Source organism: Actinomadura sp., assembly GCF_044508335.1.
Taxonomy (GTDB): domain Bacteria; phylum Actinomycetota; class Actinomycetes; order Streptosporangiales; family Streptosporangiaceae; genus Spirillospora.
In genome coordinates, this window is the sequence record NZ_JBIQHY010000070.1 from 14,125 (window position 1) to 20,454 (window position 6,330).

At 75.0% G+C, this 6,330-nt stretch carries 6 protein-coding genes; all 6 read right to left on the reverse strand.

Translation table 11 applies throughout. The features are described 5' to 3' along the window. Positions 1 to 1,598: thiol reductant ABC exporter subunit CydD (gene cydD / locus ACIWVC_RS22165; protein ID WP_396454523.1), on the reverse strand; the 1,598-nt coding region annotated here is incomplete at its 3' end. 10 nt (positions 1,599 to 1,608) lie between these two features. Then, positions 1,609 to 2,364 carry a cytochrome d ubiquinol oxidase subunit II gene (locus ACIWVC_RS22170; RefSeq protein ID WP_396450916.1) on the reverse strand — a complete coding sequence of 252 codons (756 nt, stop codon included), beginning with the start codon at positions 2,362 to 2,364 and terminating at the stop codon, positions 1,609 to 1,611. A gap of 87 nt (positions 2,365 to 2,451) precedes the next feature. Continuing rightward, positions 2,452 to 3,672 carry a cytochrome ubiquinol oxidase subunit I gene (locus ACIWVC_RS22175; RefSeq protein WP_396454524.1) on the reverse strand — a complete coding sequence of 407 codons (1,221 nt, stop codon included), beginning with the start codon at positions 3,670 to 3,672 and terminating at the stop codon, positions 2,452 to 2,454. A 147-nt stretch (positions 3,673 to 3,819) separates the two neighbouring features. Then, the gene (locus ACIWVC_RS22180) at positions 3,820 to 4,953 is read right to left on the reverse strand and encodes an MFS transporter (RefSeq protein ID WP_396454525.1); all 1,134 of its coding nucleotides are present in this window, start codon (positions 4,951 to 4,953) and stop codon (positions 3,820 to 3,822) included. 116 nt (positions 4,954 to 5,069) lie between these two features. Further along, complete coding sequence (locus ACIWVC_RS22185; RefSeq protein WP_396450922.1) at positions 5,070 to 5,633, reverse strand: TIGR03086 family metal-binding protein; 564 nt, start codon at positions 5,631 to 5,633, stop codon at positions 5,070 to 5,072. Positions 5,634 to 5,727: 94 nt separating this feature from the next. Continuing rightward, the coding region (locus tag ACIWVC_RS22190) for a dihydrofolate reductase family protein (protein WP_396450924.1) at positions 5,728 to 6,330 on the reverse strand (603 nt) is incomplete at its 5' end.

A 6,330-nucleotide genomic window follows, 5' to 3' on the forward strand; every position in this document is an offset into this window, starting at 1 on the left:
ACCCGGCCGCCCTCCAGCCGCACCACCCGGTCCGCGGCCCCCAGCAGCGCCGGGCGATGCGCCACCAGCACCGCCGTGCGGCCCTGCAGCAGCCGCCCCGCCGCCTCCACCAGCGCCCGCTCGCTGCGCAGGTCCAGCCGCGCCGTCGGCTCGTCCAGCAGCATCACCGCGCCGCCCGCCAGGAACGCCCGCGCGATCGCCAGCCGCTGCCGCTGACCCGCCGACAGCCCCGCCCCGCCCTCACCCAGCACCGTCGCGTACCCGCGGGGCAGCTCCCCGATGAACTCCTCGGCGGCGGCCGCCCGCGCCGCCTCCCGCACCCGCTCATCACCGGCGTGCGGGTCGCCGAGGCGGATGTTGTCGGCCACCGACGCCGCGAACAGGTGCGGACGCTGCGGCACCCACCCCAGCCGCGCCCGCCACTCCCGCACGTCCAGCTGCGCCAGGTCGACGCCGTCCACCAGAACGCGGCCGGACGCGGGGGAGACCAGCCCGGCCAGCACCAGCAGCAGCGTCGACTTGCCCGCACCCGACGGGCCCGCCACCGCCACCCGCTCACCCGGCGCCACGCGCAGCGACACCCCCTCCAGCGCCGCCCGCTCCGCACCCGGATACCGCACCGTCACCCCCTCCAGCACGATCTCCGGCGCCCGCCCGGCCGCGACGACCCGCCCGCGCGGCGCGGCAACCGGCGCGGGCGCGTCGAGCGCCGCGAACGCCTCCCGAGCCGCCGCCACGCCCTCCGCGCTCGCATGGAACCGCTGCCCCAGCGCCCGCAGCGGCAGGTACGCCTCCGGCGTCAGCACCAGCACCAGCAGCCCCGTCGCCGGCGCCATCCGCCCCTCCAGCAGCCGCAATCCCACCGGGACCGCCACCAGCGCCACCGACAGCGCGCACACCAGCTCCAGCACCAGCGACGACAGGAACGCCACCCGCAGCGCCCGGACCGTCGCGCGGCGGTGCTCGCCCGCCAGCTCCCGCACCACCCGCGACTGGTGCCCGGCCCGGCCGAACGACCGCAGCGTCCCAAGGCCCGCCAGCACGTCCCGGAAATGCCCGCCCAGCCGGTGCAGCAGCCCCCACTGCCGGCCCGTCAGCGCCGCCGTCCGCATCCCCACCAGCGCCCCGAACACCGGCACCAGCGGCAGCGTCACCGCCACCACCAGCGCCGACGCCCAGTCCGCCGGGAACAGCCGCGCCAGCACCAGCGGCGGGACGGCGCACGCCGCCAGCAGCTGCGGCACGTACCCGGTGAAGAACGGGTCGACCGCGTCCAGCCCCCGCGTCAGCAGCGTCACCCGCGCCCCCGCCCCACCGGCCTCATCCGCCCGGGCGCGCAGCAGCGCCTCCCGCAGGCCCCGCTTCGCCCGCGCCGCCGCCCGGCCCGCGACCAGCGTCACCGCCCACGCCAGCACCGCCCGCCCGGCCACCGCGGCCGCCAGCCACGGCAGCGGACCCGCCTCCAGCCCCGCCACCGCCCGCACCAGCAGCTCCGCCTGCGCCACCAGCAGGACGCCCTGCCCCGCCGCCAGCACCCCCAGCAGCAGCACCGCACGCCGCGGCAGCAGCCGCAGCAGGCGCCGCTCGACCGCCCTCACCGCCGCCCCCTCACAGGTAGGACGGGCCCTGGACCCGCCCCCGGAACGTCCACCACACCAGCGCCTGCGACGCCAGCAGGAACGGCAGCACCGCCACCGTCCCCACCACCGTCAGCGACAGCCCGCCGCCACCGGCCACCACCTCCGACCACGGCACCTCGACGCCCGCCACCACCGGCGCGCACGCCATCGCCAGCGCCGACAACCCGTACCGCGCCGGGAACCGCGACGCCCGCCGCGCCAGGCCCGCCGGCAGCCGCCACCGCGCGAACCCCGCCCCGTGCCAGGCGAACAGCGCCGCCAGCGGCACCCCCAGCACGCTCCCGGCGTTCATCCCGCCGCCGAACGGCCCCCAGCCCAGCAGCGAACCCAGCACCGACCCCCACGCCAGCGCCAGCGCCCAGCTCCCCGCCACGATCGCGCCGTCCCACACCGACCGCCACGCCGCCGCGTCCACCCGGCCCCGCAGCCACAGCCCCATGTCCCGCACGACCCACCCGATCAGCAGCACCGCGAACAGCGGGTACAGCTCCTCCAGCAACCGGTGCTCCAGCCCCGGGAACGCGCCCGCCACCAGGCCCGCCGCCGCCACCAGCCACACCTCGTTGCCCAGGAAGAACGGCGCGAACGACGCGATCACCAGCCTCCGCTCCCGCTGGTCGCGGCCCAGCCAGGGCAGCAGCATCCCCACCCCGATGTCCGCGCCGGCCAGCACCAGGTACCCGCCGGCGAACAGCGCCAGCAACACCACCGCGAGAGAATCCATCGTCAGGCTCCCGTCGAAACGTCACGTGTCAGATCACAGGCCGCGCCACACGCCAGGACGCGCACCAGGCCGCGCACCGGCCGCGCGTCAGAACGTCGCGGTCACCACCGGCGCGGCGGGCTCCGCCGGGGGAGCGGCCCCCAGCCCCGCGCCGCCCGGCCCCCGCCGCGCGAACCGCGCCAGCAGCCACGCGTTCACCGCGAACAGCACCGAGAACAGCACCGAGAACGCCGCGGACGACACCGCGACCGTCCCCGCCCCGACCCCCGGCGACAGCGCGTCCTCGGTCTTCAGCACCCCGTACACCATCCACGGCTGCCGCCCCACCTCGCGGAACACCCAGCCCGAGATCATCGCCACGTACGGCAGCGGCACCGCCGAGATCATCAGCACGTGGAACACCCGCCCCCGCACCAGCCACCGCCCGAACGGGAACTTCACCAGCGCGACCGACGCGACCAGCATCATCAGCAGCCACATCGTCACCATCAGGCCCTCACCGACCCGCGCGAGCGCCGGCGACATGTACTCGCCCGGCCCGAACCGCGCCGTGAAGTCCGCCACCGCGGCCGCCGCGTCATGCCCGCCCGACTTCGTCGGCTGGACGTAGCGGAACTGCATCCCCCCGAACACCACCACCGGCATCACCGACACGATCACCGTCAGCAGCCCGATCCGCATCGACCGCCGGAAGAACTCCACCTCCGCCGTCCGCCGCAGCAGATGAAAACCGCTCACCCCCGCCATGAAGAAACCCGCCGTCAGCAGACCCCCGAACAGGATGTGGAAGAACGCCAGCAGCGCCGTCGGATTCGCCAGCAGCGCCCCCGCGTCGGTGAGCCGCGCCGCGCCGTCCACCATCTCGAACCCCACCGGACGCTGCAGCCACCCGTTCGCCACCAGCACGAAGTACGCCGACAGGTACGCCGTCAGCGTCACCACCCAGATCAGCGCCAGGTGCACCCACCGGTTCAACCGGTCCCACCCGAAGATCCACAACCCCAGGAACGTCGACTCCACGAAGAACGCGATGATCGTCTCCAGCGCCAGCGGCGCCCCGAACACGCTCCCCGACACCCGCGACAGGCCCGACCAGTTCAACCCGAACTGGAACTCCATCACCAGCCCCGTGACGATCCCCACCGCGTAGTTCACCACGTACAACTGGCCCCAGAACCGCACCATCCGCGCATGCACCGCGCTGCCCGACACCGTCGCCCGCGTCTGCGTCAACGCCACCAGCGTCGCCAGGCCCAGCGTCAACGCCACGAACAGGAAATGCGTCCCCGCCGTCAACGCGAACTGCACCCGCGCAAGCATCAACGCATCCATCGGCACACGCTCCAAGAATCGGTCCGCAAACGACCCCACGATCCTCGGCGCGCACCGCCCGCCGGCGAATCAGGCGCGAGCGTGCAACCGCCCTGCGCCTTTGGCGTAACGGCCCCGCACCGCCTACATCTCGCGATGTACGCGCCCGCGCCGCGCCCCCGACCACAGGACCAGCGCCACCACCGCGTACGGCACCGCCGCCGCCCCCATCAGCGCCCCCGCGCCCGCCCACCGCGAACCCAGCGCCCACCCCGCGAACGCCAGCACCGCCACCGTCTCCGCACCGAACCCCGCCACCGACGTCACCGTCGCCCGCGCACCGTCCCCGATCCGGGCCTGCAGCCGCGCGTCCGCCGCCGCCATCGCCCACCGGAACACCCCGAACGCCGCCGCGACCCCCACCAGCCCCGCCGGGCGCCCGCTCAGCGACCCCGCCGCCAGGCACACCGCGCCCACCACCAGCACCGGCGCCAGCCACCCGGCACGCCGCCCCGCCAGCCATCCGCCGACCGCGTCCCCGACCGTCACCACCAGCACCAGCAGCGGCACCGACGCCTCCGCCGCCCCCGTCGACCGCACCAGCAGCGGCACGTACTCGTCCAGCGACGTCACGCCCTCCAGCACCACCACCAGCACCAGCGCCCACCGCACCGCCGGCTCACCCCGCACCTGCGCCCACCCCTCGCGCACCACCGCGCCCAGCGACGGCTCCTCCTGCTCCCCGGAGCCCCGCGACTCCGGCAGGAACCACCCGGCCACCGCGCACAGCGCGCACGCCGCCGCACTCGCCGCCCCCAGCGCCCGGTACCCGCCCGCGGCCAGCACCGGCGACGCCACCGCCGACGCCGCGACCACCGCCAGCAGCGACACCGCCTCCGACCGGCCGATCAGCCGCGCGTACGCCCCCGCCGCCCCGGCCCGCTCCAGCTCCTCGTACACCAGCGCCTGCATCGTCCCCGACCGCAGCGCCGACCCCGCGCCCCACAAAACGAAACCCGCGGCGAACACCGGATAGGAGGGGAAGAACGCCCACGACGCGAAACCCGCCCCCGCCAGCAGGGGAGCGGCCATCAGCAGCAGCCGGCGCGAAAACAGGTCCGCCCACAGGCCGGACGGCAGCTCCAGCGAGAACGTCGTGACCGACCAGATCACGAACAGCGACGAGATCGCAGCAGGGGACAACCCGGTATCGGCGAACAACACCGCATATACCGGATACAGAAGAACGAAATCCTCGAGGAACGCGTAGGTGTACAACCTCCGCGCGATCCCCGCCTCAGGTGAAGATCAATGTCGTCGGCGCATACCCGCACCCTAACCGCCGCCCCGCCCCCTCGCACCCCGATAACCGGGCCCTGGGGGAGGGGAGCGGCTCACACCCCCGGATCCCGCCCGAACAACCCCAGCAGCCGCGCCCCGTCACCGTCCCCGGCCGCCACACCGACCTCCGGACCCACGATCCCCGCCTCACGGCCGCGCGGCACCAGCCGCTCCGCCGTCCGCAGAGCCGGCCGCACCAGATCCGCGTCGAACTCCACCGCCTGCCCGGTGGCCCGCGCCAGATCCCACGTGTGCACCAGCAGCTCCGGCAGGCACCCCACAAGCCACTCCCGCAGCGGCATGGCGTCCCCGAACGCCAGCGAGACCGGCCGGTCCAGCGCCTCGGGCGTCAGCTCCGCCGCCATCCGCGCCCGCACCGCACGCCAGGACGCCACCGGATCCGCGCCGGCGACCTCCCGCCAATCCGGATCGTCCTGGGGGAGGGGCCGCCCCGCCGCCCGCAACTCCACCACCAGCAGCCCGGCGATGACATGCCCCGCCACATCGACCGCCGCCCACCCCTCGCACGGCGACGGCGACAGCCACCGGTCCTCGGGCACCGCCGCCAGCACCGCCTCGAACCCGTCCAGAGCCCGGACGAACACCTCAGGAACCATGCGACACCACCCGGAACCGGCCACCACCACGCGGACCCCGCCACTGTAACGATCACCCGGGCCCGCGGCCCCGGTCATCGCGGAGCAGACCGGCTCACCGCACCCGGTCGTACACCAGGCACAGCGTGCCGTGCTCGCCCGCGGCCTCCCTCGCCAGCGCCCACCGCCCCGCGGGCAGACCGTCGTCGAAAAGGCGCGGCCCGCCGCCCAGGAACACGGGGAACACCGTGAACGCAAGCCGGTCGACCAGGTCGTCCGCCAGCAGCGCCTTGATGACGCTCGGGCTGGACGGCACGAAGATGTCACCGCCCCCGGCCGCCCTGAGACCCGCGACCACCTCCGACACCGGCCCGCCGACGACCCTCGTCCGCTCCCACGGCGCCTCGCCCAAAGTCGTGGACAGAACGACTTTGTCGGTGCCGACGAGCCACTTCGCAAAGCCCTCGTCACGCGGGTCCACGCCCTCCATGCCGATGACCGTCGGCCAGAAGGCCATGAAGCCCTCGGCGTTGACCCGCCCCAGCAGGGCCGTCGTCGCCGGCTCCCACAGGCCGGTCAGGTGGTCGCGGGCCGCGTCGGTCACGGCGTACGGCATCACCCACCCCATGTCCAGCGGGTCCTCCGGCTTGGCGTACCGGCCGTCGAGGGAGAGGGCGATGTTGGTGACGACCCTGCGGCCGCCGGTCTGCTCGGTCAT

Bases quoted from the DNA above. Each gene is read 5' to 3' on its own strand.
- ACIWVC_RS22170 (WP_396450916.1), bottom strand. From the start codon at position 2,364: ATGGATTCTCTCGCGGTGGTGTTGCTGGCGCTGTTCGCCGGCGGGTAC.
- ACIWVC_RS22185 (WP_396450922.1), bottom strand. From the start codon at position 5,633: ATGGTTCCTGAGGTGTTCGTCCGGGCTCTGGACGGGTTCGAGGCGGTG.